At 63.5% G+C, this 22,697-nt stretch carries 27 protein-coding genes; 12 read left to right on the top strand and 15 right to left on the bottom strand.

Annotated elements, in window-relative coordinates; all coding sequences use genetic code 11:
* Window positions 1-6: 6 nt before the first annotated feature.
* The 5 genes from AC1DX0_RS00950 to AC1DX0_RS00930 all read right to left on the bottom strand — a co-directional run bounded on the left by AC1DX0_RS00950 (window position 7) and on the right by AC1DX0_RS00930 (window position 5,142).
* Window positions 7-801 (bottom strand): inositol monophosphatase family protein, encoded by a 795-nt coding sequence (locus AC1DX0_RS00950; RefSeq protein ID WP_477218816.1) that lies wholly within the window; start codon window positions 799-801, stop codon window positions 7-9.
* Between the two features lie 83 nt (window positions 802-884).
* Window positions 885-1,886: an LLM class flavin-dependent oxidoreductase gene (locus AC1DX0_RS00945; RefSeq protein WP_477218817.1), complete on the bottom strand. Its 1,002-nt coding sequence runs from the start codon at window positions 1,884-1,886 to the stop codon at window positions 885-887.
* Complete coding sequence (locus AC1DX0_RS00940; RefSeq protein ID WP_477218818.1) at window positions 1,883-2,716, bottom strand: arylamine N-acetyltransferase family protein; 834 nt, start codon at window positions 2,714-2,716, stop codon at window positions 1,883-1,885. The genes AC1DX0_RS00945 and AC1DX0_RS00940 overlap by 4 nt, the downstream gene beginning before the upstream one ends.
* Window positions 2,717-2,789: 73 nt before the next feature.
* Window positions 2,790-3,959, bottom strand: coding sequence for an AI-2E family transporter (locus tag AC1DX0_RS00935; RefSeq protein WP_477218819.1), 1,170 nt, complete (start codon window positions 3,957-3,959; stop codon window positions 2,790-2,792).
* Between the two features lie 121 nt (window positions 3,960-4,080).
* Window positions 4,081-5,142, bottom strand: a complete 1,062-nt coding sequence (locus AC1DX0_RS00930) for an LLM class flavin-dependent oxidoreductase (RefSeq protein ID WP_477218820.1) — start codon at window positions 5,140-5,142, stop codon at window positions 4,081-4,083.
* A gap of 219 nt (window positions 5,143-5,361) precedes the next feature.
* Between AC1DX0_RS00930 and AC1DX0_RS00925 the strand changes: the two genes are divergently transcribed.
* Window positions 5,362-5,790 carry a DUF6481 family protein gene (locus AC1DX0_RS00925; protein ID WP_477218821.1) on the top strand — a complete coding sequence of 143 codons (429 nt, stop codon included), beginning with the start codon at window positions 5,362-5,364 and terminating at the stop codon, window positions 5,788-5,790.
* Between the two features lie 158 nt (window positions 5,791-5,948).
* Here the strand turns inward: AC1DX0_RS00925 and sugE are convergent, their stop codons facing one another.
* A complete protein-coding gene (gene sugE, locus AC1DX0_RS00920; RefSeq protein ID WP_064990686.1) occupies window positions 5,949-6,263 on the bottom strand; it encodes a quaternary ammonium compound efflux SMR transporter SugE in 315 nt (104 codons plus the stop codon).
* Between the two features lie 203 nt (window positions 6,264-6,466).
* A complete protein-coding gene (locus tag AC1DX0_RS00915; RefSeq protein WP_023772267.1) occupies window positions 6,467-6,592 on the bottom strand; it encodes a hypothetical protein in 126 nt (41 codons plus the stop codon).
* 214 nt (window positions 6,593-6,806) lie between these two features.
* Between AC1DX0_RS00915 and AC1DX0_RS00910 the strand changes: the two genes are divergently transcribed.
* The 4 genes from AC1DX0_RS00910 to AC1DX0_RS00895 all read left to right on the top strand — a co-directional run bounded on the left by AC1DX0_RS00910 (window position 6,807) and on the right by AC1DX0_RS00895 (window position 10,068).
* A complete protein-coding gene (locus tag AC1DX0_RS00910; RefSeq protein WP_477218822.1) occupies window positions 6,807-7,616 on the top strand; it encodes a transglutaminase-like domain-containing protein in 810 nt (269 codons plus the stop codon).
* Window positions 7,617-7,738: 122 nt separating this feature from the next.
* Window positions 7,739-8,692 carry a cation diffusion facilitator family transporter gene (locus AC1DX0_RS00905; RefSeq protein WP_477218823.1) on the top strand — a complete coding sequence of 318 codons (954 nt, stop codon included), beginning with the start codon at window positions 7,739-7,741 and terminating at the stop codon, window positions 8,690-8,692.
* 78 nt (window positions 8,693-8,770) lie between these two features.
* Window positions 8,771-9,175: a GFA family protein gene (locus AC1DX0_RS00900; RefSeq protein WP_477218824.1), complete on the top strand. Its 405-nt coding sequence runs from the start codon at window positions 8,771-8,773 to the stop codon at window positions 9,173-9,175.
* A gap of 80 nt (window positions 9,176-9,255) precedes the next feature.
* A complete protein-coding gene (locus tag AC1DX0_RS00895; RefSeq protein ID WP_477219106.1) occupies window positions 9,256-10,068 on the top strand; it encodes a class I SAM-dependent methyltransferase in 813 nt (270 codons plus the stop codon).
* Window positions 10,069-10,090: 22 nt separating this feature from the next.
* Here AC1DX0_RS00895 and AC1DX0_RS00890 read toward each other — a convergent pair whose 3' ends face one another.
* Window positions 10,091-11,359, bottom strand: coding sequence for a DNA recombination protein RmuC (locus AC1DX0_RS00890; RefSeq protein WP_477218825.1), 1,269 nt, complete (start codon window positions 11,357-11,359; stop codon window positions 10,091-10,093).
* A gap of 103 nt (window positions 11,360-11,462) precedes the next feature.
* On the opposite strand from AC1DX0_RS00890, the gene def reads away from it, so the two are divergent.
* The 4 genes from def to truA are packed head-to-tail and all read left to right on the top strand — an operon-like array spanning window position 11,463 to window position 14,226.
* Complete coding sequence (def, locus tag AC1DX0_RS00885) at window positions 11,463-11,993, top strand: peptide deformylase (RefSeq protein ID WP_477218826.1); 531 nt, start codon at window positions 11,463-11,465, stop codon at window positions 11,991-11,993.
* 6 nt (window positions 11,994-11,999) lie between these two features.
* On the top strand, window positions 12,000-12,953 hold the full coding sequence (fmt, locus tag AC1DX0_RS00880; RefSeq protein WP_477218827.1) for a methionyl-tRNA formyltransferase: 954 nt from the start codon (window positions 12,000-12,002) through the stop codon (window positions 12,951-12,953).
* The gene (locus AC1DX0_RS00875) at window positions 12,950-13,456 is read left to right on the top strand and encodes a GNAT family N-acetyltransferase (protein ID WP_477218828.1); all 507 of its coding nucleotides are present in this window, start codon (window positions 12,950-12,952) and stop codon (window positions 13,454-13,456) included. The genes fmt and AC1DX0_RS00875 overlap by 4 nt, the downstream gene beginning before the upstream one ends.
* Window positions 13,457-13,479: 23 nt before the next feature.
* Window positions 13,480-14,226, top strand: a complete 747-nt coding sequence (gene truA, locus AC1DX0_RS00870; protein WP_477218829.1) for a tRNA pseudouridine(38-40) synthase TruA — start codon at window positions 13,480-13,482, stop codon at window positions 14,224-14,226.
* 67 nt (window positions 14,227-14,293) lie between these two features.
* Here truA and AC1DX0_RS00865 read toward each other — a convergent pair whose 3' ends face one another.
* Both AC1DX0_RS00865 and dapE read right to left on the bottom strand, forming a co-directional pair.
* Window positions 14,294-14,926: a transporter gene (locus AC1DX0_RS00865; protein WP_477218830.1), complete on the bottom strand. Its 633-nt coding sequence runs from the start codon at window positions 14,924-14,926 to the stop codon at window positions 14,294-14,296.
* 5 nt (window positions 14,927-14,931) lie between these two features.
* Window positions 14,932-16,125, bottom strand: coding sequence for a succinyl-diaminopimelate desuccinylase (gene dapE / locus AC1DX0_RS00860; RefSeq protein WP_477218831.1), 1,194 nt, complete (start codon window positions 16,123-16,125; stop codon window positions 14,932-14,934).
* A 127-nt stretch (window positions 16,126-16,252) separates the two neighbouring features.
* On the opposite strand from dapE, the gene AC1DX0_RS00855 reads away from it, so the two are divergent.
* On the top strand, window positions 16,253-17,311 hold the full coding sequence (locus tag AC1DX0_RS00855) for a 2-dehydropantoate 2-reductase (RefSeq protein ID WP_477218832.1): 1,059 nt from the start codon (window positions 16,253-16,255) through the stop codon (window positions 17,309-17,311).
* On the opposite strand, the gene AC1DX0_RS00850 is transcribed toward AC1DX0_RS00855, so the two are convergent.
* The 4 genes from AC1DX0_RS00850 to dapD form a co-directional block, all read right to left on the bottom strand.
* Window positions 17,214-17,987 (bottom strand): hypothetical protein, encoded by a 774-nt coding sequence (locus AC1DX0_RS00850; protein ID WP_477218833.1) that lies wholly within the window; start codon window positions 17,985-17,987, stop codon window positions 17,214-17,216. The two genes, AC1DX0_RS00855 and AC1DX0_RS00850, sit on opposite strands and share 98 nt — an antisense overlap.
* A gap of 13 nt (window positions 17,988-18,000) precedes the next feature.
* Window positions 18,001-18,378 (bottom strand): DUF805 domain-containing protein, encoded by a 378-nt coding sequence (locus AC1DX0_RS00845; protein WP_477218834.1) that lies wholly within the window; start codon window positions 18,376-18,378, stop codon window positions 18,001-18,003.
* The gene (locus tag AC1DX0_RS00840) at window positions 18,371-18,724 is read right to left on the bottom strand and encodes a DUF805 domain-containing protein (protein WP_477218835.1); all 354 of its coding nucleotides are present in this window, start codon (window positions 18,722-18,724) and stop codon (window positions 18,371-18,373) included. The genes AC1DX0_RS00845 and AC1DX0_RS00840 overlap by 8 nt, the downstream gene beginning before the upstream one ends.
* Window positions 18,725-18,795: 71 nt before the next feature.
* On the bottom strand, window positions 18,796-19,650 hold the full coding sequence (dapD, locus tag AC1DX0_RS00835) for a 2,3,4,5-tetrahydropyridine-2,6-dicarboxylate N-succinyltransferase (protein WP_027040861.1): 855 nt from the start codon (window positions 19,648-19,650) through the stop codon (window positions 18,796-18,798).
* 223 nt (window positions 19,651-19,873) lie between these two features.
* On the opposite strand from dapD, the gene AC1DX0_RS00830 reads away from it, so the two are divergent.
* A complete protein-coding gene (locus tag AC1DX0_RS00830) occupies window positions 19,874-20,719 on the top strand; it encodes an LOG family protein (protein ID WP_476096023.1) in 846 nt (281 codons plus the stop codon).
* A gap of 72 nt (window positions 20,720-20,791) precedes the next feature.
* Here the strand turns inward: AC1DX0_RS00830 and AC1DX0_RS00825 are convergent, their stop codons facing one another.
* A complete protein-coding gene (locus tag AC1DX0_RS00825; RefSeq protein WP_477218836.1) occupies window positions 20,792-21,505 on the bottom strand; it encodes a pyrimidine 5'-nucleotidase in 714 nt (237 codons plus the stop codon).
* 162 nt (window positions 21,506-21,667) lie between these two features.
* On the opposite strand from AC1DX0_RS00825, the gene AC1DX0_RS00820 reads away from it, so the two are divergent.
* Window positions 21,668-22,429, top strand: a complete 762-nt coding sequence (locus tag AC1DX0_RS00820) for a GGDEF domain-containing protein (protein ID WP_477218837.1) — start codon at window positions 21,668-21,670, stop codon at window positions 22,427-22,429.
* The last annotated feature ends 268 nt before the right edge of the window (window positions 22,430-22,697 follow it).

Here is a 22,697-nt window from a genome sequence, read left to right as displayed (position 1 = left end):
TCCTGATCAGGGCCTGAACACCCCGGAACAAAGCGCCTGCAGTTTCGAAAAGACGCCCTTGCCGCCCGTGATGACTTGCGTCCCGCTCTGCAGCACCGTCTTCGGATCGGCCTTCAGAACAGTGCCGCCGGCCTCCTCGATCAACAGCATCCCGGCCAGGCAGTCCCAGGCGTTCATATGCTCTTCGACATAACCAAGCAGCCGGCCCGAGGCCACATAGGCCAACATCAGCGCGCCGGATGCGTTGCGGAAGAAGACGCCACCTTCGGCGAGGATCCTGCTGATCAGCACGGCGATGTTCTCGGCCTCAGCCCGGTTTGAAAATCCGGTTCCCACCGAGCCTTCCTCCAGGCTGGTCGCGGCACTTGTCTTGATCGGCCTGCCATTGACGAAGGCGCCGCCGCCGAGCCTGCCGTGGAAGGTTTCACCGGTCGATGGCTCGTGGATGACGCCGACGACCGTCTCCCCGTCCTTTGCGCAAGCGATCACCACGCACCAGGCCGGAATACCGCGTACGAAATTGGCGGTGCCGTCGATGGGGTCGATGACCCAGACATAGCCGGTCGAACCAGTGACCGAGGCATGCTCCTCGCCGACGATGCCGTCCTGCGGGTAATCGGCGGCGATGGCCGCGCGGATGAACAGCTCGACTTCGCGGTCGGCTTGCGAGACCAGGTCCTGATGGCCCTTGCTCTCGATGGTCAGGCTTTCCAGATCGCGGAAATATTTGAGGCCGAGTTCGCCTGCCCGCCGCGCCAGATCGATGGCAAACTGCGTGCGGGCGTCAAGATCATGGGTCACGGGAAAGCTCGCTCTTGCCTCTGGATGCTCCGCACTTAGCAGAGCATCGCTACCGGCAAAAGGACCCGGCGAGAGACAAAATGTCAGGCCGCCTGCGACAGCGATTTGTGCGCGTCGGCCAGGATCTCGAACGACCGCACCCGCGCCGCGTGGTCGAAGATTTGCGCGGTGACCATCACTTCATCGGCGCCGGTGCGGCGCACGAAGGCGTCGATGCCCTGGCGGACCGTTTCGGGAGAACCGACAACGGCGCAGGACAGCGCCTGGCCCAGCATGGTTTTCGCCATCGGATCGAGATCGCGGTCATAATTCTCGACCGGCGGCGGCAAGCGTCCGGGCCGGCCGGTGCGCAGATTGACGAAAGCCTGCTGCAGCGAGGTGAACAGCAGACGCGCCTCGGCATCGGTGGGTGCTGCAAAGACATTGAGGCCGAGCATGACATGCGGCCTGTCGAGCTGTTCCGACGGCTGGAAGCGCGAGCGGTAGATGTCCAGCGCATGATCGAGCTCGGCCGGCGCGAAATGCGAGGCGAAGGCATAGGGCAGGCCGAGCATGGCGGCGAGCTGCGCGCCATAAAGGCTGGAACCGAGGATCCAGATCGGTACGGACTGGCCCTCGCCCGGCACGGCCCTGAGGCGCTGGCCTTCCTCTGCGGGGAGGAAATAGCCCATCAGCTCGACGACATCCTGCGGAAAATTGTCGACGCCGGCCTCAAGGTTGCGGCGCAAGGCGCGCGCGGTGTTCATGTCGGTGCCGGGGGCCCGGCCGAGGCCGAGATCGATACGGCCGGGAAACAAGGCGGCCAGCGTGCCGAACTGCTCGGCAATGACCAGCGGCGCATGGTTGGGCAGCATGATGCCGCCCGCACCAACGCGAATGGTTTTGGTGCCGCCGGCGACATGGGCGATGACCACGGCCGTTGCTGCACTGGCGATGCCCGGCATGTTGTGGTGCTCGGCCAGCCAGTAGCGCTTGTAACCCAGCTGTTCGGCATGGCGGGCGAGATCGAGCGAGTTGGCCAGCGACTGCGAGGCATTGCTGCCTTCGACGATCGGCGACAGGTCGAGAACGGACAGTTCGGTCATACGTTGGTCTCCACGATCTTCTTCTCACGCACCTTGGCCTCGAAAGCCGTGCGGTCGGGAATGATGATGCCGAGCTGGTCTTCCAGCGTGTCGGCGAGTTGGGCGGCGGTGGTTATCTCTGTCTGCTCGGTGCGGCCGCCAAGGTGATGGATCGACAGCTTGACGCCGCGCAACGCGTAGCGCCGGTCCGGTGTGGCGCGTGCCGCAATGACGGTGGACAGGAAATGCGATGTCGGGCTGGTCGACAGGAAGTAGTTGGTGACGGAATAGTCGACCTCGTGTTGCGGCTGCAGGTCGAAGCGGTAGAGCGAGCGCCAGTCGCCACCGATTGAAGCCTGCAGGCGGAAATGATCGTCGGCCTCGACGATGCGGAATGTCTCGTGCGGGGTCTTTTGCTCCAGGCCTGGCTCGAGCAGCAGCGGCGCGGTCAGGGTCAGGCCGCCGAAGCCGACATCGGCGATATAGGTCCGGCCATCAAGCTCGATGCGCAAAAGCATGTGGCTGCGCGCGGTGATGGCATCTTCCGGCTGGCCCCAAAGCACGCGTGCGGCCAGGCCGATGACCTGAAAGCCAAGCGCCTTCAGCGCGTGCATGAGGAGGAGGTTGTGCTCGAAGCAATAGCCGCCACGCCCGCCAAGGATGATCTTGTCCTGCATAGCGGCAAGGTCGAGCCGGACCGGGCGGCCAAGAAACGGATCGATGTTCTCGAAGGGGATCGCCTGCGGATGCAGGAGATGCAGCGCCTTCAGCGTGTCCAGCGATGCGTCACGCGGACCGGCGTAGCCGATGCGAGCGAGATAGGCGTCGAGGTCGAAGGAAGCGTCGTTCATCGGGAAGGAGCACCGGCCATTGTCCGGCCGGATATAGGCATTCGCTCCGGGCGCCGCAAACACGGCTAGCCGGTTAGGCGGCGGCCTTGCCATTCTCCTCGGCGGGCTCGTCCTCCACCACGACGGTTTGCTGCGCGGCGAGGAAATTGCCGACAGGGCCGAGCCCCTCGAAATGGTCGCAGAACACTTTTATGACGACCAGCAGCGGCACCGCCATCAGGGCGCCGACGAAACCCCACAGCCATGACCAGAAGGCGATGGCGATGAAGATCGCCACGGCGTTGATCTCCAGGCGCCTGCCGACCACCATCGGTGTCACGAACTGGCCTTCGACAATATCGCACAACAGCACGAAGGCCGGCGCCAGCAGCGCGTAGGAAATGGTGTCGAAGCTGATCAGCGCCATCACCGCGACCAAAACGATGGTCAGCAGCGCGCCGACATAGGGCAGGAAGTTGAACAGCGCGGCGGCGACGCCCCAGACCAGCGGGTTGGGCATGCCGAGCGCCCACAGGCCAAGGCCGATGACGGCACCGAGGCCGACATTGATGATGGTGACGGTGAGCAGATAGTGCGAGATTTCGCGCTCGACGTCATAGACGACGCGCAACGCCCGCTTCTTCTCGCTGAGGCTGGCGAAGGACTGGATGATCTTCTCGTAGAACATCGTGCCCGAGGCGAGCAGGAACAGCGACAGCACGAAGATGATGGTGAGGCTTGTGCCCGCCGAGAGGATGTTGCTGGCGGCCGCCGACAGAATACCGGACTGGGCGACCGCCACCTTCTGGATGCCCGGCTCCTGCGAGGTCTCGGTCATTTGCTCGATCTGATGCGAGACCTGCATGATCTTTTCCAGCGGCCGCCGCAACTGCGCCAGCCGCTCGGTGAGCTGCTGGCCGATCGACGAGGTGTTGTTGAGGAGATCGATGACCGGGCCTGAGAGCAAATAGCCGGCGCTGGCGAAGACGCAGATGGACAGCAGCACCAGCAAGGTCGCCGACACCGCTTCGGGAATGCCGCGTTTGCGCAGCAGCCGCACGATCGGCGTCAATGTCAGCGCCAGCAGGAAGGCCAGCATGACCGGCATGAAGAAGGCGCGGGCGAAATAGAGCGTATAAACGGTCATGAAGATGAAAATGCCGACCAGCAGCGTGCGCATCAGATGCGTATCGGCACGCGCCACCTCGCGCGATTCTTCGGCCTCGGCAACGCCTGTGCCCAGAACGGCGGGTTCGGCTTTCATCACGGTCCCTCAGCGGCGCACCGCAATTGGTGCAAACCGTTGACCGAAAACGCTAGCGTGGCCTCAAGGTTCCGTTAGCCGGCAGGCCCGCGTCCGCAGCCCTAGCCGTTGCTCACGTAACTCAAGCGACGGGCGCTGCCACGGCCGGCGCGGTTTTCGCCGTTTCCTTGCGCACGATCGGCGCCACCTTGGTCCCGTAAAGTTCGATCGCCTTCATGGTCTTGGCATGCGGCATGGTGCCGATCGCCATCTGCAGCAGGAAGCGGTCATTGTTGAAGATTCTGTGCTGGGCGACGATCTTTTCGGCCACCTGCTCCGGACTGCCGACGAACAGCGCGCCATTGGGACCACGCGACTGGTCGAAATGCGCTCGCGATGTCGGGCCCCAGCCACGCTCACGGCCTATGCGGTTCATCACTTCGGCCTGCGGACCGTAGAAATCGTCGGCAGCCTGCTCGGTCGTCTCGGCAATGAAGCCGTGCACGTTGATGCTGGTGGCAAGCCCTGCCGGGTCACTGCCGGCGCGCTTGGCAGCTTCGCGGTAAAGATCGAACAGCGGCGCGAAGCGCGCCGGTTCGCCGCCGATGATGGCGAGCGCCAGCGGCAAGCCGAGCGCGCCGGCGCGGGCAGCGGACTGTGGCGTCCCGCCAATGGCGATCCAGACCGGCAACCTGTCCTGAAACGGCCGGGGATAGACGCCACGATCGTTGATCGGTGCACGCAGATTGCCGGACCAGGTGACCTTCACCTGATCGCGGATGGCAAGCAGCAGATCGAGCTTTTCGGCGAAGAGTTCGTCATAGTCTTCAAGATTGTAGCCGAACAGCGGGAAGGATTCGATGAACGAACCGCGCCCGGCCATGATCTCGGCACGGCCGCCCGACAGAAGATCGAGCGTGGCGAACTGCTGGAACACGCGCACCGGATCGTCCGAGGAGAGCACGGTGACCGCGCTGGTCAGCTTGATGCGTTTCGAGCGTTCGGCAGCCGCCGCCAGGGCCACGACCGGCGCAGAGGCGGCATAGTCAGGCCGGTGATGCTCGCCCAGACCGAAGACGTCGAGACCGACCTGGTCGGCCAGTTCGACCTCCTCGATCAGGTTGCGCAGCCGCTCATGCGGCCCGATGGCGCCGGGGCCCGGCTGCGGGCTGACGTCGGCAAAGGTGTAGAGACCGAGTTCCATGTGATGTCATCCTGGTGTTGGGTTTTGCCGCTAGAAGTAGCCACCGCCCCGCCTCGCCGCCAGAGGGGCTGGCGGTGAACAGTGCATGTTGATTTGGTGAAAAAGGCGTCTCCCGCGCGCAACATCGCGGAATTTCATGGCTGGCATACCGTTTTGGCGCTTGAACTCTCGGCATTCGCGCGTATGTAAGCGTCGCGAATTGACTTCAGGGAAGTGGACTTGGCTATCTACAGGGAAAAAGACATTTTCGAGCGGCGCAATGCCGCGAACGAGGCAAAGAAGGCGCTTCTGGAGCGCTTCAAGTCGAAGCCGGCGGCAGATGACCCTGCAGTCGTGGCGCGACAGGCCGAACGCAAGGCAATCCTCGAGGCCCGCGAGATTCGCGAAGCTGAAAAGGCAAGGCTGAAGCAGGAGAAGCTGGCACGCGAGGCGGTCGAGAAGGCCGAGCGCGAGGCAGCGGCCGAAGCGGCACGCATTGCGGCCGAAGAAGCGTCACAGGCTGAAGCGAAGATCAAGGAAGCCGAAGAGAACGAGCGCATCGCCCGTTTGCTGGCCGACGAAGCCGAACGCAAAGCAAAACGCGACGCACGCTATGCGGCGCGCAAGCAGCGCACCGGCAGAACGCCTCCAGGCTTCTCAGCCCGCTAACGCCTTAGCGGCCAAGCTTCGAAATTTGGAACCAGGGTCGCCTTGCAGCGGCCCTGAAGGCGTTTGCGTGAAAGCAAGGCTTTGAGCGTCTCCGAGGCAGGTCATGTCGGCGGCCGCGCCCCCTCGGGCCAAGCCCGAGGACGAACGCCCGGACGCAATCAGGCCGCGAACTTCAGTCCCATGATGCCGCAGACGATCAGCGCGATGCAGGCGAGCCTGATCGCGGTGGCCGGCTCGCCGAGCAGCCAGATGCCGAGCAGCGCCGTGCCGACGGTGCCGATGCCGGTCCACACCGCATAGGCGGTGCCGACGGGAAGCGCCTTCAGCGCCAGGCCAAGCAAAGTAAGGCTGACGATCATCGAAGCGACGGTGAGGACCGTCGGCACCAGTTTCGAGAAGCCATCGGTGTATTTGAGCCCGATCGCCCAGCCGATTTCGAACAGGCCGGCGAAAAACAGAAGAATCCATGACATCGGGAACGCTCCATCCAGCATCAGGCCGGAGACAAATCCGCTCCTGAGATGCTGATCATAATGGCGGGTCGTCCCGACCGAATTTTCGGGGAGGCGCGGGGTCGTCCCCGCGCCATAGATATAGGATTGCCCAAACGCCCGATCAACCCGGCGGCATTGTCTGACGCCGCCGGCGGGATTTTGCCGCGCCTGACTTGCCGAGCCTACTTTTCCTTGATGCGCATCGCCTTGACCGGCGGCGCCTTCAGGGCGGGAGCGGCTACCGGCTTCTTGGCATCCTTCTTCGGCTTGCGGGCTTCCTTGCCTGCCTTCATCGCACCTTTAGCCATGATTCGTTCCTCCAGTTGCGGGATGCAGAGTGAAACAAGAGAAACGCTTTGCTGCAAGGGGGCAGCGCGCCCGTCGCGGCGGCCGGCAGGCTGCTTTCAACCGGTTTCTAATTTGCTCGTAAACCATGGCGGTCCGTGCCATTCTCATCTTCGCACTGCAGCATCGACCCGCGCTTTCGCCGGGTGATCGCTGGGCAGGCCGGTCAGGACGACAATGCGGATCCACATTGGCTGCGAGATGAGTTTCGACTTCCCGCAGGAAACGCCGCTGATCGCGATGCTCAATGTCCACTATTCCCGCGCCTCCGATCTCGAGCGCCCGGATTTTCTGACATCGAATCCGCCGGTGCCGATCGAGAGCTACCGCGACAGTTTCGGCAATTGGTGCAACCGCTTCGTTGCTCCACCCGGCCGGTTCACATTCGGCACCGATGCGGTCATCCGCGCGCCCGGCACATTCGAGATGAGCGAACTGATGGCCTGGCAGCACGAGGTGCGCGACCTGCCGGCGGAAACGCTGCTGTTCCTGCTGCCCAGCCGGTTTTGCGAGAGCGACCTTTTGGCCAGCGAAGCGTGGCGGCTGTTCGGCCATACGCCGCTCGGCATCCCGCGCGTGCAGGCGGTGTGCGATTTCGTCCACAACCACATCATCTTCAATTACGGCAACGCGCGGCCGACGCGCACCGCGGCGGAAGCCTATCGCGAGCAGAGCGGCGTGTGTCGCGACTACGCGCATCTCGCCGTCACCTTCTGCCGGGCACTCAACATCCCGACGCGTTACTGCACCGGTTACATCAGCGATATTGGCATGCCGAAGCCGTGGTCGAGCATGGATTTCTGCGCCTGGATGGAGGTCTATCTCGGCGGCCGCTGGCACGCTTTCGACCCGCGCAACAACGCACCGCGCATCGGTCGCATCCTGATCGCCTCCGGGCGCGATGCGGCAGATGTGCCGCTAACCCATATTTTCGGACCAGGGACACTTGCCGGCTTCAAGGTGTGGACCGACGAGATCGTCGAATAGAAGGCGTTCCTGCTCGCAAGTCTTCAACCGTCTGAACGGCTGGACGGTTCGCGCGTTGTGCTGCCTGTGGAGCTTCGGCGGCAGGGCCGTTACAATGGGCATGCTGAAGGGGACAAGACTGCATGGCCGGGCATGGTGGCTCGAAAACGGTTATCTACGCGGCGCTCGCCGGTAATCTGGCGATCGCGCTGACCAAATTCGCCGCCGCCTTCTTCACCGGCAGCTCGGCGATGCTGTCGGAAGGCGTGCACTCGCTGGTCGATACCGGCAATGGCGGCCTGCTGCTCTACGGCATGCACCGGGCCGCGCGACCGGCCGACCGCACGCATCCGCTCGGCCACGGCCGCGAACTTTACTTCTGGAGCTTCATCGTTGCCCTGCTGGTGTTCGCGCTGGGCGCCGGCGTGTCGTTCTACGAGGGCATCATCCACATCATGGCGCCGGAACCTGTCGCCAACGCCAAGGTCAATTATATCGTTCTCGGCCTGTCCTTCCTGTTCGAAGGCAGCTCCTGGATGGTGGCGCTGAAGGAATTTCGCCGAGAGAAGGGCAAGCAGGGCTGGCTGCAGGCCGTACAATCGAGCAAGGATCCGAGCGTCTATACGGTGCTGTTCGAGGACAGTGCGGCGCTTCTCGGCCTGATCGTCGCCTTTGTCGGCATATTGGCGGCGGAGTTGCTGGAGATGCCGGAGCTCGACGGCGCCGCCTCGATCGGCATCGCACTCATCCTCGGTGCAACAGCGATCTTCCTGGCCCGCGAAAGCAAGGGGCTGCTCATCGGCGAGCCGGCTTCCCCCGAGGTGCAGAAAAAGGTGCTGGCGATCGTCCAGCAGGATCCGGCGGTGCAGCGGGCCAACGGCGTGCTGACCGTCCACATGGGACCGCAAGAGATCGTTGCCGGCTTGAGCATCGAGTTCGAGGACCATCTGACGGCGCCCGAGATCGAAGCCTGTGTCGAGCGCCTCGAGGCACTGCTGAAGAAGGAGATGCCGGAGATCACGCGGCTGTTCGTCAAGCCGCAGACGACAGGCACCTGGGAGCAGCGGCGCAAGCTGATCGAAGCCGCGTCCAACTAGTCCTGGACCACAGGTGCATCGTTTGCTCCGGCGCCTTGCTCCGCTAAGATCAGTGGGTGGATTTTTGGAGGAACAACCATGAAGATCGATGGCGGGTGCCATTGCGGCGCCATCACCTACGAAGCGGAAGTCGACCCGGCAAAGACCTCGATCTGCCATTGCACTGACTGCCAGCAACTGACCGGCACGGCCTTTCGCGTCACCGTTCCCGCGCCTGAGGAACATTATCGGATCACCCGGGGGACGCCGAAAGTCTATATCAAAACCGTAGCGAGTGGCGCCAAGCGCGTTCAGGCCTTCTGCGCCGACTGCGGTTCACATCTTTACGCAACGTCGGTCGGCGATGGCCCGAAAATCTATGGGATCAGGGTCGGCACCGCGCGGCAACGCCAGGATTTGACCCCAAGACAACAGAAGTGGCACAGATCGGCTCTGCACTGGCTTCCGGAATTCGAAGGCATGGCAACCGTGGAGGAGCAGTAGCCCCGTTTCTCGGGTCGAAAGCCGCCCAGACACGCAATTATGTGCTAGCGTCACTCGCCATCAAACGGGCGGGGATAGCGATGTTGGAAACGGACAAGTTGTTTGCCGGCTCGATCCCGGAAAACTACGACCGCTATATGGTGCCGCTGATTTTCGAGCCGTTTGCCGCGGACCTTGCCCGGCGAGCCGCGTCCCTCTCGCCCAGCGCCGTGCTGGAAGTCGCCGCGGGCACCGGCGTCGTCACCCGAGCCCTGGCGCCAAAACTATCCCCTGACGCAAGCTATGTCGTGACCGACCTCAACCAGCCGATGCTCGACTACGCTGCGTCGCGTCAAGCGCCCGACAGTCGCATCCGATGGCGCCAGGCTGACGCCATGGCGCTGCCATTTGAAGATGCGGCCTTCGATCTCGTTTGCTGCCAGTTCGGTGCGATGTTCTTTCCCAGCCGCCCCGCCGCCTACCGCGAGGCAAGGCGGGTGCTGAAGCCCGGCGGCCATTTTCTGTTCAACGTATGGGATCGCATCGAAGAGAATGTGTTTGCCGATGATGTGACGAATGCCTTGGCCAGGATGTTTCCGAACGATCCACCCCGCTTTCTGGCCCGCACGCCGCACGGCTACCACGATACGGCATTGATCCGCAGCGACCTTGAGGAGGCAGGTTTTTCCAGCGTGGCGATCGAGACGAGGGCTGAACAAAGCCGTGCGCCCTCGCCGCGCATTCCGGCCGTTGCCTATTGTCAGGGAACCGTGCTTCGCACCGAGATCGTGGCCCGTGATCCGGGGAAACTCGACGCCGCCACGGACTATGCCGCAGCCGCGATTGCGGCCAGGCATGGCAGCGGCGAGGTTGCCGCCAAAATTCAGGCACATGTCATCGTGGCTGTGGCCTAAAGCGCATCGCGTCGAAACGGGTTCAGTCGTCGCCCTCGACGACCCGCAGCCTGAGCTGTCCGGTCTTTGAATCGGCAACGCGCGGGCCGGGGTCAAGTTTGGCAGGTGCCCTTGACGGTGTCTCCGGGGCCGCATCGCCATCGGGCTGCACGCCGAACTCCAGCGCCTCGATCTTCTGGCCGCGCTTGGTCACCTTCGATGTCGAGACAAGGATGTCATCGATGTCCTTGGCCGACTGGCCGAAATGGACCTGCAGCTTGCGCACGCGTTCGTCGACACGCGCGACATCCTCCATCAGCCGGATCACCTCGCCCTGGATCAGATGCGCCTGTTCGCGCATGCGGGCATCCTTGAGTATCGCCTGGATGACCTGGATCGACAGCATCAGCAGCGATGGCGAGACGATGACAATTCGGGCGCGGTGCGCCTTGTGGATGATCGCCTCGAAGTTTTCGTGGATCTCGGCGAACACCGATTCCGACGGCACGAACATGAAGGCGGTGTCCTGCGTCTCGCCCTGGATCAGGTATTTCTCCGAGATATCGCGGACATGGATCTCGATGTCGCGGCGGAAAGCCTGCGAAGCAACCTTCTGCAGATCGGCGCCGTCGGCGGCGCGGATGGCATTCCAGGCTTCCAGTGGAAATTTTGCGTCGATGGCCAGCGACGGCGCGCCGTTGGGCATCTTCACCAGGCAATCCGGCCGGCTGCCGTTCGACAGCGTCGCCTGGAATTCGTAGGCGCCCATCGGCAGGCCGTCGGCGACGATCGCCTCCATGCGTGACTGACCGAAGGCGCCACGCGTCTGCTTGTTGGAGAGGATCGCCTGCAACTGCACGACCTGGCCGGCAAGCGACTGGATGTTGCCTTGCGCGACGTCGATGATCGCCAGCCGCTCCTGCAGTTTGGCCAGGCTCTCATGCGTGGATTTGGTCTGCTCGGTCATGGTCTGGCCGAGCCGGCCGGTCATGGCGTCGAGCCGCTGGCCGATCGACTGCGTCAGCTCGGCCTGGCGCGCGCCGAACACTTCGGCGATGGCGCCCATGCGGCCCTGCATCTCGGCCTGGCTTTGCAATATGCCGGCCATCCGCGCCTCGGCGTCGCGGGCATGGTCGGCGGCTTCCGCGGCAGCGACCGCGCGCGCCTTGGCCGACCGCCACAGCGCGATGACCAGCGCCACGAACAGGCCGAGAAACAGCAAGGCGCCGAAGGCCAGGGCGTGGCCGAGCGTGATTGTCGAGGCGCCAAGCCGGGCGACAGGCTGCGAAAGGATGCTACTCAGATCATTCATGTGGACAGCATAGCCGATTCGGCCTGATCGCACAGATCAAAACAAGAACACGGCTTGGATGCCCCGGTTGACGCTTTTCGCTGGACGTCTTACGTGGGACGCCATGCCGATCAAGCCGCTCATCATCCTTCCCGATCCCATCCTGCGCCAGCTTTCCAAGCCGGTGGAGCGCGTCGACGCTCCTTTGCGCAAACTCGCCGACGACATGCTGGCGACCATGTATGACGCGCCCGGCATCGGGCTGGCGGCAATCCAGATCGGCGAGCCCGTGCGCATGCTGGTGATCGACCTCGCCAAGGAAGACGAAACGCCGGCGCCGCATGTCTTCATCAACCCGGAGGTGCTGAGCAGCGCCGACGCGCGTTCGGTCTACGAGGAAGGCTGCCTGTCGATCCCCGACTATTACGCCGAGGTCGAACGCCCGGCTTCCGTTCGCGTGAAATATCTCGATCGCGACGGCAAGCTGCAGGAGATGGAGGCCGAAGGCCTGATGGCCACCTGCCTGCAGCATGAGATTGACCATCTCAACGGCGTTCTGTTCATCGACCACATCTCGAAGCTGAAGCGCGACATGGTGGTGAAGAAGTTCAAGAAGCTCGCCAAGGACAAGGCGCCGGGCAAGCTGGTGGGATAGGGGAAAATGCCCCTTCGCGTCATCTTCATGGGCACGCCGGAGTTTTCGGTGCCGACGCTGCGCGCGATCGCCGAGGCCGGACATGAGATTTCAGCCGTCTACACGCAGCCGCCGCGCGCCGCCGGCCGGCGCGGGCTGGAGCTGACGACGTCGCCGGTGCAGCGCGAGGCCGAACGGCTGGGCATCGAGGTACGTACGCCGACATCCCTCAAGAGCGAGGCCGAGCAGGCGGCCTTCAGCGCCCTCGGCGCCGATATCGCCGTGGTCGTCGCCTATGGTTTGCTGTTGCCGAAGGCTGTTCTCGACGCACCCCGGCTTGGCTGCATCAACGGCCATGCGTCGCTTTTGCCGCGCTGGCGCGGTGCCGCCCCCATCCAGCGCGCCATCATGGCTGGAGACCTGGAAAGCGGCATGATGGTGATGCGCATGGAAGAGGGGCTGGACACCGGACCGGTGGGATTGCTTGAAAAATGCGCCATCGAACCCGATATGACTGCCGGCGATCTGCATGATCGGTTGATGAGTGTCGGTGCTGCCCTGATGGTGGAAGCGCTGGCGCGGCTGGAAAGGAATACCCTGACATTTACCGCGCAAGCGGCGGAAGGGGTGACTTACGCCAGAAAAATCGATAAATCCGAGACGCACGTGGACTGGACGCGGCCTGCGGCCGAGGTTCATAACCACATTCGTGGCCTGTCGCCCTTTCCCGGCGCCTGGTCCGAAATTGAAATTGGCGGCCGCATGGAACGGCTGAAACTGCTTCGCTCAACACTGTCCGATGGCTTGTCGCTTTCGGAAGATTTGGGCGAGTCGGGAGGAATTCTCGATGACCGGCTGACGGTCGCCTGCGGAACAGGCGCGGTCAGGCTGGTCGAAGTTCAACGTGCGGGCGGAAAGCCCGCCGCCGCGTCGGAATTCCTGCGCGGAGCCAAGATCGTAAAAGGAATGAAGTTCTCATGAGCATGATGTCGATACGCGCGGCAACGCCGCGGGATCGCGAGGCCATTCGCCTCGTCGAAGAACACGCTTTCGGCCAACAGGCGGAGGCCGGGCTGGTCGACGCGTTGGTGACTGGCGGCGACGCCGTCGTCGAGCTGGTGGCGGAAGAAGACGGCCAGGTGGTCGGCCATATCCTGTTTTCGCGGCTGTTCGTCAGCAATGGCGGCAAGAGCTTTGCGGCCGTGGCGCTGGCGCCGCTGGCGGTGGAGCCGTCGTTCCATGGCAGCGGCATTGGCGGCGCGCTGATCCGCGAGGCGCATATCCGTCTCAGGGATGCCGGCGAGACGCTGGCCGTGGTGCTAGGCGACCCGGCCTATTACGGCCGTTTCGGCTACAGCCATGCGCGTGCCGAAAAGTTCGAGAGCGAATACCAGGGCGAAGCGCTGCAGGCGTTGACCTGGGGCGACGCTCCGGAGGCCGGCCGGCTGGTCTACGCTTCCGCCTTCACCGCACTCGCCGCGTAGGCGAGTGCGTATAGCGCTCCGGCATGCCGCGTTTTCGCCTCGACATCGAATATGACGGCCGCCTGTTTGCCGGCTGGCAGCACCAGGCCGATCAGCCTTCGGTGCAGCAGGCGATCGAGCAGGCCATCGAAAAATTCAGTGGCGAGGCGGTGCGGATGCGCGCCGCCGGCCGCACCGATGCCGGCGTGCATGCGACCGCCCAGGTCGCACATGTCGACCTCGCCAAGGCATGGCCTGAAGACAAGGTGCGCGATGCCATCAACGCCCATCTGCAGGCAGCTGGCGCGCATGTCGCCATCCTGAAGGCGACAATCGTCCCCGACGATTTCGATGCGCGCTTCTCGGCCACTGGCCGGCATTACCTCTACCGCATCCTCAACCGGCGCGCGCCCGCGGCGCTGGACAAGGGCAAGGTGTGGTGGGTGCCGAAGCGGCTCGATGCCGAGGCCATGCATGAGGCAGCGAAAACCCTGCTTGGCCGGCATGACTTCACCACCTTCCGCTCGACCCAGTGCCAGGCCAACAGCCCGATCAGGACGCTGGAGCGGCTCGATGTGAGCCGGCACGGTGACCTGATCGAAGTGAGGGCTTCGGCGCGCTCCTTCCTGCACAACCAGGTGCGCTCGATGGTCGGCTCGCTCAAGCGCGTCGGCGATGGCGGCTGGACCGCGGCCGACCTCAAGGCTGCGCTCGAAGCACGCGACCGCGCTGCCTGCGGCCAGGTGGCGCCGCCCGACGGGCTTTTTCTCGTTGGTGTCGATTATCCCTGAATAGAGTCCGAAGGCTCTATTCAGAATAGAGTCCGGGGGCTCTATTCGGAATAGAGCCAGGAGCCCCCTACCCCGGGGACAGTCCGGAAAGGCTTTGAGCCCCGATATCATCGGGGACGGTGATGCCAAGCAGCATCTGCAACCCGAACAGCACCAACAACGAAGCGATGAACATGCCGGTGAAAACGGCGGTGCCGACTGCCGCGCCCTTGCCGATCGTGGCGTTGGTCATACGCCAGGTCAGCACCATCGACAGGGCAAACAGCAGCAGCGACACAATGCTCGAGATCTGGCTCGCCGAGGACAGGAAAAGCCGGATCAGCGCCGAAGGCAGCATCAGCCAGGCGGTGATGGCCGAGGCCCAGTTGCTGGCGACGACATAGTGGACAAAGCGCCCGCCGATGCCGGCGCGCGGCGCGACCAGAGCGAGCGCGATCAGCGGCAGCACCCAGGAGCCAATATCGACCGTCGCCAGGCGTATCAGCATCCCGAAACGGCCGACGAAGGCGTCGGGATCGCCGATCTCGTTGGCGATGCCGACCCAGCCGACGATCAACGCCGGTGCCGCAACGACGATGGCGAAGAAGGAATTCCAGAAGCCGTCGGCCGACAGGTCGAGCAGGCGCAGGCCGTCGGCCTTGCCGAGCATCAGCCGCCAGGCGCCGATCAGCGAAGCTTGGGTTTCGTCCGCCGTAAGCATGCTGCTCAGCCCCGCCCGAACCAGTCTTCGATGAAGCGCTGGTAGATCCGCGTCAGCGTTTCGAGATCGGCGATGGCGACGCGCTCGTCGACCATGTGCATGGTCTTGCCGACCAGGCCGAACTCGACCACCGGGCAGTAATCCTTGATGAAGCGCGCATCCGATGTGCCGCCGGAGGTCGACAGCGTCGGCTCCTTGCCGACCGCCGCCTTGATCGAGCCGGCAAGCGTGTCGACGAGCTTGTCGTCACGGGTCAGAAAGACATGGCTTGGCCTGTCGCGCCAGACAAGGTCGTAATCAACCGGCGTCTTCTTGCCCGGCCGGTACTTCTTGCGCTTGGCTGCCTGGTCGAGGCGGTTGTGGATTTCGGCCTGCACGGTCTCGGCCGTCCAGGTATCGTTGAAGCGAATGTTGAAGGTCGCGGTGGCCTTGGCCGGAATGACATTGGTGGCCGGGTTGCCGACATCGATGGAGGTGACCTCCAGGTTGGTCGGCTGGAAATCCTTCGTGCCCTTGTCAAAGACGGGATGCAGCAAGGCGTCGACCAGGCTCATCAGCCCGCGCACCGGATTGTCGGCAAGTTGCGGATAGGCGGCATGGCCCTGGCGGCCATTGACAGTGATCGAACCGGACATCGAGCCGCGGCGGCCGATCTTGATCATGTCGCCGAGCGCATCGGGGTTGGTCGGTTCGCCGACGATCGAGGCATCCCATTTCTCGCCTTTGGAAGCCGCCCATTCGAGCAGCTTGACAGTGCCGTTGATGGCGGGGCCTTCCTCGTCGCCGGTGATCAGCAGCGAGACCGAGCCCTTGGGGCCGCCATGCGTCTCGACATGGCGCGCCACGGCAGCAATGAAACAGGCAATGCCGCCCTTCATGTCGACCGCACCACGGCCATACATTTCGCCATTGGCGATCTCGGCGGCGAAGGGCGGATGCGTCCAGGCGGCTTCGTCGCCAACCGGCACGACATCGGTATGGCCGGCGAACATCAGATGCGGGCCGTTGCCGGACCGCCTTGCATAGAGGTTCTCGATGTCGGGCGTGCCGTCTTCCGAAAACACCGGCCGGTCGACCAGGAAGCCGAGCGGCTTCAGCATCGTTTCCAGCGCGCTCAGCGCACCGCCTTCGGCTGGTGTCACCGAGGCACAACGGATGAGGGCGGCAAGGTTTTCGGCGGGGTCTGTCGGCAGCGTCATGGCAAAAGCGATAGTCGAAAGCGGAAGGCCTGTCACGGCCAGACATAGAGGCCAGCCCCATGGCAGACGATGCCGCCGACATTATGGTTTTCATGTCGTATAGTTGCGGACAGGTGCGGAGCAAGAGATGGCAGACGGGGAAAAGCGGATCGTCATCGCCGGCGCCGGCAGCATTGGCTGCTATGTCGGCGGCTGCCTGGCGCTTGCCGGGCGGCAGGTGATTCTGCTGGCCCGGCAGCGCATCGAGGCCGCGCTGCGGCAGGGTGGATTGCGCATCAGCGACCTTGAAGGCCGCGATCGCCTGGTCAAGCCGGACGGGCTCGGGATCACCGCCGATCCGTCCGCCGCCTTGCCGAAGGCGGGCGTGATCCTGGTGACCGTCAAGAGTGGTGCGACGCAGGAGATGGCAGCGCTGATCAAGGCACATGCCCGCCCCGATGCCGTGGTGATCAGCCTGCAGAACGGCGTCGACAATGCCGACAGGCTGCGATCCGGGCTTGGCCAGCGAACCGTGCTGGCCGGCATGGTGCCGTTCAATGTGGTGCAATCGCCGGACGGCGACCTACCGCTGCGCGTCCACCGCGCCAGCGACGGCAAGGTGATGATCGAGGACGGCGGCGCCGGCCTTGCCGGCCTTCTCGATGTCGCCAGTCTTCTTGATGTCGAAGGACTGGCGGTCGAGACGCATGGCGACATGAAGGCTGTGCTGTGGGGCAAGCTTCTGATGAATCTCAACAACGCGCTGGTGGCGCTGTCGGGCCTGCCGCTGGCGAGCGAACTCGCCGATCGCCGCTGGCGGTTGATCCTGGCCGGCCAGATCGACGAGGCCCTGCTGGCGATGAAAGCCTCCGATATCGAGCCGGCGCGCGTCGCCGGGCTGCGGCCGGCGCTGCTGCCGAAGGTGCTCCGGCTGCCGGACTGGCTGTTCAAACTGCTGGCGCGGCGCATGCTGGCGATCGACCCCGAGGCCCGCTCGTCGATGTGGGACGATCTGCAGCGCGGCCGGCCGACGGAGATCGGCGAGTTGCAGGGGGCGGTGATCGGCCTCGCCGAAAAAACGGGTACGCCGGCGCCGCTCCTGAAAAGCGTTACCGCTTTGGTGCGCGCGGCTGAGGCGGCGCGGCTGGGCTCGCCGGGCCTGACGCCGGAACAGGTTGCGCCGCCGGGTGGCGCTCGATCAGCGTGATCTTCTGCCAGATCTTTCGCGACAGGTTGGACGCCAGGTTCTCGATGTCGTTGACGCCGTCGATGACGACGTCATCATTGACCGACTGGGCGAAGAGCGCGGCGATCTTGCCGGTGATCGACAGCATTTCGGAGCAATAGTCGAGGTAGCGCGCCAGGTCGGCGGCATTGGTGATGCGGGCGGGCGAATGCGCCGTCGGCCTGAAACTGGCCGAAAGTGCTGCCGGATCTTTGGTCAGCTGGTGCATGTCGATGACATGGATCAGCGAGCGCAGGCCGTGCAATTGGCGGAACACCCGCTTGCGCTTGATACGCTCCTCGGTGCGGATCAGCGCCAGCAGGCCGAGCACGGCAAGGATGATCATGTTGATCGTGGCTTCGATGCCTTGCACTGATTGCACCGCATCGTCGGCCTGGGAGATGTGAATGAGCGGCAGGATGGTGCCGACGAACAGGAAGATCAGCGCGCCGGCGACGACGGCGGCGATGATCAGCCCGCGCAGCCACCAGATCGGCGCCTCGAGCGCCTGAGCCGCCTTGGCCAGATCGCGCGACAGCGACACCAGTTCGGCGGCGACGCCACGCAGTCCGGCCTGGGGAAACCGTTCTGCAACGCGCTCCTCAAGCCGCTCGGCGGTGTCGATGATCAGTTTCGGATCAAGCGTGCGGTAGCGCATGTCCGATCGATCCTCAGGGTTGCGCCGGCTCGTTGGTGTGCCGGCCATAGCGGTTGGGCCCAGGCTGCCCTGGAAACAGGCACAACACAAGAAAGGCGACGATCGAGACGACCGGCACGAACAGGATCAGTGCGGCAATACCCGGCTTGTCGAGGTCATGCAGGCGTTTCACCGCCAGTGCGATGTTCGACCACAGCGAGGCGATGAAGGCGATGAAGAAGATGAACGACCACATGTTGCTCTCGGCCGAGCCTTCCGGCACCAGCGTGAAGCGGTAGAGCGGGAATGCCTGGATGATGGCGACCAGCAGCCCGCCAAGAAAATAGGCCGCGCGGCTGACGCGGCCCGATGTTTTGAAGAAAAGCCAGGTGAGATCCGATCTGTCAGGCAAGCGGGTCCGGTCCGTATTGATTGGCACCCTTGGTGCCTTCGAGAATTCCTAGCTCAACCAGCAGCCAGATGGCGCCGATGAAGGGCACGAGGGCGATCAGCGTCCACCAACCGGACTTGCCACGGTCATGCCAGCGTTTGGCGTAGATGCCGAAGATCGAATAGAGCATGGCGAGCGTGTATAGCACATAGATAAAGCCGTAAGGCATGCTGTTGAATGTCGTGCCGAGGATATTGTCGAGAATCATCGCGACAATCGCACCGACGAAAATCACACCCACGCAAGCCCAGAATTTACCGCGGTTGATGCGGCCCTCGTAGCTGGTCAGCAGATATTTCCAGTCCATGTCACCCCTCCATGTGAATCAGCGCGACCGATTGTCGCGCCGGCGGAAGGTGCGCCCGCTTTGCGAAAATATCAATCGCGCAGCAACTCGTTGATCGAGGTCTTGGAGCGGGTCTTGGCATCGACCCGCTTGACGATGACGGCGCAGTAGAGGCTGGGGCCAGGCTCGTTGTTTGGAAACGGCTTGCCGGGCATCGAGCCGGCGACGACGACGGAATTTGGCGGCACTTCGCCATAGAAGATTTCGCCGGTGGCGCGGTCGACGATCTTGGTCGACTGGCCGATGAAGACGCCCATGCCGAGCACCGAGCCTTCGCGCACGATGCAACCCTCGACGACTTCCGAACGCGCGCCGATGAAGCAATTGTCCTCGATGATGGTGGGGCCGGCCTGCATCGGCTCCAGCACGCCGCCGATGCCGACGCCGCCTGACAGGTGCACGTTCTTGCCGATCTGGGCGCAGGAGCCGACCGAAGCCCAGGTGTCGACCATGGTGCCCGTATCGACATAGGCACCGACATTGACGAATGACGGCATCAGCACGGCGCCCGGGGCGACATAGGCCGAGCGGCGCACGATCGACGACGGCACCGCGCGAAAACCCGCCTTCTCGAAATCGACGGCGCTCCAGCCATCGAACTTCGACGGCACCTTGTCCCACCACACGGCTTCGCCCGGACCGCCCTTGATGATCTCCATCGGGTTGAGCCGGAAGGACAGCAGCACCGCCTTCTTCAGCCATTGGTTGACATGCCACTTGCCGTCCGCCTGGCGCTCGGCGACGCGCACCGTGCCGTGATCGAGCAGGTCGAGCGCCGACTGGATAGCATCGCGCGTTTCGCCGCGGGTCGCGGTCGAAATCGTGTCGCGTTCCTCGAAGGCCTTCTCGATGGTCTTTTCGAGGCTCGCCAGATCGGGCTTCGACATGAATTCGCTCCATTACCAAGCTGTTAAGGGGCTACGCCTTAACCTGTTTTGAAAGTCGCGCGGACCCCTGGCAGGCTTTGCCTGCCTGGGTCTTTGCATGTAGCAGGTTCTTGTCGCAAAACCGCCGCACACTTTTGCGGAACCTGCTTATGTTAAGGCTCAATGGGGGTCAATCGCGTGTGCGTCACGGGACGGCGCAGTTAAGGGAATTGGACGGGTAGTTATGACTCCTATGGAAAAGGCGGGGTGGACGCCGCTGCCGCATTCGGACGAGGATCTGGAGCGGTCGAAAAGCGTGCCGGACACGCCGCAGACGCGGGCCGAGACCTATCGGCTTGCCTGGAACGATCCCGACTTCATGACGCGGCGCGAATTGCGCGCGGTGCGTCTGCAGCTCGAACTTTTGAAGCCGGAAATGATCCTGGCCGAGCGCGGTATCCGTTCGACCGTGATCCTGTTTGGCGGCGCGCGCCTGCCGGAACCCGGAGGCGAAGCCTGGGCGGCCAAGAACGAGACGCAAAGGAAGAACCTCGAGGAAAACAGCAAATATTACGAGGAGGCGCGCAAATTCGCTCGCCTGTGCTCGCAGCAGTCGGCCGCCTCATACTACCGCGAATATGTCGTGGTGACCGGCGGTGGTCCCGGCGTGATGGAAGCGGGAAATCGCGGTGCCGACGATGTCGGCGCGCCGTCGATCGGGCTCAACATCGTGCTGCCGCACGAGCAGGCGCCGAACATCTATGTGACGCCGGAGCTCTGTTTCAACTTCCACTATTTCGCCATCCGCAAGATGCATTTCGTCATGCGCGCCAAGGCGGTTGCGGTGTTTCCCGGCGGCTTCGGCACGATGGACGAGTTCTTCGAGACGCTGACCTTGATCCAGACCGGACGCATGGAGCGCGTGCCGGTGATCCTGTTCGGCAAGTCGTTCTGGAAGCGCGCGATCGATCTCGACTTCCTCGCCGAGCAAGGCACGATCAGCCCCGGCGACCAGGACATCATCGATTTCGTCGACACCGCGGATGAGGCCTGGGGGATTATCAGCCGGTTCTACAAATTAGGGGAGTAAGGGAGTAGGGAAGTAAGGCAGTAGGGGAAATAGATCCGGGAATCAGGGGCTGAGAGCGCCTGCCCTACTGCCCTACTGCCCTACTGCCCCGGCGACTATCCCCGTCAGAAACCCCGCCAGATCGTCGGTGACGTAATCGACGTCATCCTCCTGCGCAGGGTCGCGCTCCCAGATCTCGGCAAAGGTCGGCTCGAAATTGCGCGGCACCACCAGCACCGTGGTCATGCCCAGCGACTTCGGCACCTCCAGGTTGCGGGCGAGATCCTCGAACATCACCGCATTGTGGCCGGTGACGGCGTGCAGTGCGGCGAACTTCTCGTAGGTCTGGCGCGCGGGCTTGGGGTTGAGGCCGGCGGCGACGATATCGAAGATGTCATCAAAATGGTCGAGGATGCCGAGCTGGCGCGCGGTGCGCTCGGCGTGCCTGCGGTCGCCATTGGTGAAGATGAACTTGCGGCCGGGAAGCTGGCGGATGGCGGTGCCGAGAACAGGGTCGGGCACGAGCCATGAATAGTCGATGTCATGCACCTTCTCGAGAAAATCGTCGGGGTCGATGCCGTGGCGCGTCATCAGCCCATTCAGCGTCGTGCCATATTCGCGATAGAGCTCCTTCTGCAGCTTGCGCGCCTCCTCGCGCGGCAGCGCCAGCAGTTCCCCGACATAGGCGGTCATCTTGACGTCGATCTGCGAGAACAGATTCGAATGATGCGGATAGAGCGTGTTGTCGAGGTCGAACACCCAGTCAGTGACATGGGCGAAGCGAGCGGGATCAGGCAGCGTGGTCATGCGCTCCTTATGGCATGAAACGGAAATTCTGAAAGAGACTTTATCCACAACTTCCACGCGCTTTCAGTGGCAGAAATGGCCGCACGATTCAAATTTTAAGCAACCGGGAAAGGTGGCCTTCAGGGCTTGCTGGCACAGAGACAGTCTTGTGGGGAGCCAGCGATGAACACCATAATTCTGAAATCCGCCGCTATCGCTTTCGCCTCCGTCGCCGCTTCGCTTCTTCTGACGCTGATCATCGTTCCGGCCCTTGGATTCCCGATCAACCGAACCATTTGGCTGACCTCCACACTCTGCCCGCTGGTGCTTGCATGGGTGGCCTGCGTCAGCACCTTCTGGCAGAGCGACAGGCTGAAAAACGCGCACCGCGAACTTGCCCGAGCCCACGCCCAGCTTGCCGCGGCGCACCGCCGCCTGGCGGAGAAGGCCAGCCGCGACGACATGACCGGCATGCTCAACCGGGAAAGTTTCTTTGCCGCGCTCGACGGCTCCCGGCGCAAGTCCGACCGTGGTGCGCTGCTGATCATCGACGCCGATCATTTCAAGAAGATCAATGACAGCTTCGGCCACCTGACCGGCGACGACGCGCTGCTGCTGATCGCCAGCGCCATCGAGCGCGGCGTGCGCAGCGGCGACGTGCTTGGCCGCATCGGCGGCGAGGAGTTCGGCGCGTTTCTGGTCGGCGCCACCGAAAAGGAGGCCAAACGCGTTGCCGAGCGCATTCGCCGCGAGGTCGAGCTGATCCGCTTCCGGCCGGTTGACGAACGGACCATTCCGCTGACCGTCAGCATCGGCGGCACCGTCTGCGGCGAGGACATCAACGTCTCGGAACTGATGCGCGCCGCGGACCGGCGCCTCTACCAGGCCAAGCATCGCGGCCGCAACCTGACGATCCTCGATACGGACATTTCCGCGGCCGCGTGAGCCGGGCGGTCCAGCACACCTTGCCCGTTAAGAAAATTCTAACTTTGTTTGCATTCGGTTGTGCCGCTTGCCCGCATTTTCACTGCCTTGAGACCAGGCTTGGCACGATACTGGCCTCTGTGACGATGCGTGTGCCGTTCGGGGAATGTCATGCGCGCATCGAAGCCCCTGTACGAGAGACCTGTCATGAGTTTCTTCAAAAAAATGTCACGCCGCACGCTGGTGCGGGCGCTGATAGCACTGCCTGCCCTGTCCCTGTTCCGCAAGC

Source organism: Mesorhizobium sp. P3_A9 (genome assembly GCF_056402975.1).
This window is presented reverse-complemented; position numbering and strand designations above follow the sequence as displayed.

Bases quoted from the DNA above. Each gene is read 5' to 3' on its own strand.
- AC1DX0_RS00945 (WP_477218817.1), bottom strand. From the start codon at position 1,886: ATGACCGAACTGTCCGTTCTCGACCTGTCGCCGATCGTCGAAGGCAGC.
- AC1DX0_RS00940 (WP_477218818.1), bottom strand. From the start codon at position 2,716: ATGAACGACGCTTCCTTCGACCTCGACGCCTATCTCGCTCGCATCGGC.
- AC1DX0_RS00935 (WP_477218819.1), bottom strand. From the start codon at position 3,959: ATGAAAGCCGAACCCGCCGTTCTGGGCACAGGCGTTGCCGAGGCCGAA.
- AC1DX0_RS00930 (WP_477218820.1), bottom strand. From the start codon at position 5,142: ATGGAACTCGGTCTCTACACCTTTGCCGACGTCAGCCCGCAGCCGGGC.
- sugE (WP_064990686.1), bottom strand. From the start codon at position 6,263: ATGTCATGGATTCTTCTGTTTTTCGCCGGCCTGTTCGAAATCGGCTGG.
- AC1DX0_RS00915 (WP_023772267.1), bottom strand. From the start codon at position 6,592: ATGGCTAAAGGTGCGATGAAGGCAGGCAAGGAAGCCCGCAAGCCGAAG.
- AC1DX0_RS00910 (WP_477218822.1), top strand. From the start codon at position 6,807: ATGCGGATCCACATTGGCTGCGAGATGAGTTTCGACTTCCCGCAGGAA.
- AC1DX0_RS00905 (WP_477218823.1), top strand. From the start codon at position 7,739: ATGGCCGGGCATGGTGGCTCGAAAACGGTTATCTACGCGGCGCTCGCC.
- AC1DX0_RS00900 (WP_477218824.1), top strand. From the start codon at position 8,771: ATGAAGATCGATGGCGGGTGCCATTGCGGCGCCATCACCTACGAAGCG.
- AC1DX0_RS00895 (WP_477219106.1), top strand. From the start codon at position 9,256: ATGTTGGAAACGGACAAGTTGTTTGCCGGCTCGATCCCGGAAAACTAC.
- AC1DX0_RS00890 (WP_477218825.1), bottom strand. From the start codon at position 11,359: ATGAATGATCTGAGTAGCATCCTTTCGCAGCCTGTCGCCCGGCTTGGC.
- def (WP_477218826.1), top strand. From the start codon at position 11,463: ATGCCGATCAAGCCGCTCATCATCCTTCCCGATCCCATCCTGCGCCAG.
- fmt (WP_477218827.1), top strand. From the start codon at position 12,000: ATGCCCCTTCGCGTCATCTTCATGGGCACGCCGGAGTTTTCGGTGCCG.
- AC1DX0_RS00875 (WP_477218828.1), top strand. From the start codon at position 12,950: ATGAGCATGATGTCGATACGCGCGGCAACGCCGCGGGATCGCGAGGCC.
- truA (WP_477218829.1), top strand. From the start codon at position 13,480: ATGCCGCGTTTTCGCCTCGACATCGAATATGACGGCCGCCTGTTTGCC.
- AC1DX0_RS00865 (WP_477218830.1), bottom strand. From the start codon at position 14,926: ATGCTTACGGCGGACGAAACCCAAGCTTCGCTGATCGGCGCCTGGCGG.
- dapE (WP_477218831.1), bottom strand. From the start codon at position 16,125: ATGACGCTGCCGACAGACCCCGCCGAAAACCTTGCCGCCCTCATCCGT.
- AC1DX0_RS00855 (WP_477218832.1), top strand. From the start codon at position 16,253: ATGGCAGACGGGGAAAAGCGGATCGTCATCGCCGGCGCCGGCAGCATT.
- AC1DX0_RS00850 (WP_477218833.1), bottom strand. From the start codon at position 17,987: ATGCGCTACCGCACGCTTGATCCGAAACTGATCATCGACACCGCCGAG.
- AC1DX0_RS00840 (WP_477218835.1), bottom strand. From the start codon at position 18,724: ATGGACTGGAAATATCTGCTGACCAGCTACGAGGGCCGCATCAACCGC.
- dapD (WP_027040861.1), bottom strand. From the start codon at position 19,650: ATGTCGAAGCCCGATCTGGCGAGCCTCGAAAAGACCATCGAGAAGGCC.
- AC1DX0_RS00830 (WP_476096023.1), top strand. From the start codon at position 19,874: ATGACTCCTATGGAAAAGGCGGGGTGGACGCCGCTGCCGCATTCGGAC.
- AC1DX0_RS00825 (WP_477218836.1), bottom strand. From the start codon at position 21,505: ATGACCACGCTGCCTGATCCCGCTCGCTTCGCCCATGTCACTGACTGG.
- AC1DX0_RS00820 (WP_477218837.1), top strand. From the start codon at position 21,668: ATGAACACCATAATTCTGAAATCCGCCGCTATCGCTTTCGCCTCCGTC.